The following is a 1,074-nucleotide window of genomic DNA, read 5'->3' as shown; positions in this document are numbered from 1 at the left end:
TCTTTACATTGCTGATCGTGGGAAAGAGCTCGGCCGAGGGCCGACGAAACGAGGTCCGCGGGGCCGGGCGGGCCGCCCCCGCGACGGCGAGCAGCGCCGCGCCCAGCACGATGTCGTGGACGAGGCCGAACGCGGCGATCGCGCCACCCCACAGCGCGATCGAGACGACGACCGCGAGCCCCTGGCGCCCCAGCCCGCCGAGCGGCCGGGACAGCCCGGCGGCCAGCAGGGAGCCGACGGCCACCGCCGAGTACATGACGCCCGCGGTCGCGCTGCCGCCGCCGAAACGGGTCTCGGCGAGCTCCGGGAACAACGCCCGCGGCATCCCGAACACCATCGCGATGATGTCGACGACGAACGTCATCAGCAGCACCGGCTGGCCGCGCAGGAACCGCAGGCCCTCCACCACGCTCGCCACCCCGGCGACCCGCCCGCCGCCCAGCGGCGGCATCGCCGGCAGCCGGGCGAGCCCATACAGCGGCGCCGCGAAGGTGGCGAGGTCGACGGCGTAGGCGACCGAGAACCCGCCGAGGGTCAGCGCGAGGCTCGCGATCAGCGGCCCGCCGACCGCGGCGGCCATGCCGCCGATCTGGGACAGCGCGGACGCCGCCGGCAGGCTCTCGGGCGGCACCAGGTTCGGCGCCATCGCCCGGCGCGCCGGCTGGTCAACGGCCAGCAGCGCCGACTGGACAGCGATGAGGCAGAACAGCGGCCAGGCCACCGTGTCGACCGCCCCGGTAGCGCTGAGCAGCAGGAACAGCGCCGAGACGACCGCGAGCAGCGTTGAGGTGATCATGGCGAGGCGGCGGCGGTCGACCGCGTCGACGACGGCGCCCCCGAACAGGCCGCCGACGACCAGCGGCACCAGGCCGACGACGCCGACCAGCCCGACCTGCCACGACGACCCGGTGATGGCGAAGACCTGCAGCAGCACCGTCGTCGCGGTGATCTGGGAACCCAGCGAGGAGACGGTCTCCCCCACCCAGAGCCGGCGGAAGGACGGATGCTCCCGCAGCGGGGAGACGTCCGCGAGCAGGCCGGCGCCCAGCCGGCGGCGCCGGGCCGGGTCCGGGC

1 protein-coding gene is annotated in these 1,074 nt (G+C 75.2%); it reads right to left on the bottom strand.

Annotated elements, in window-relative coordinates:
- Positions 1-1,074, bottom strand: a 1,074-nt coding sequence (locus MXD58_RS25335; protein WP_374616636.1) for an MFS transporter, incomplete at both ends; no start/stop codon positions are given.

The organism is Frankia sp. AgKG'84/4 (genome assembly GCF_023242965.2).
GTDB lineage: Bacteria > Actinomycetota > Actinomycetes > Frankiales > Frankiaceae > Frankia.
This window is presented reverse-complemented; position numbering and strand designations above follow the sequence as displayed.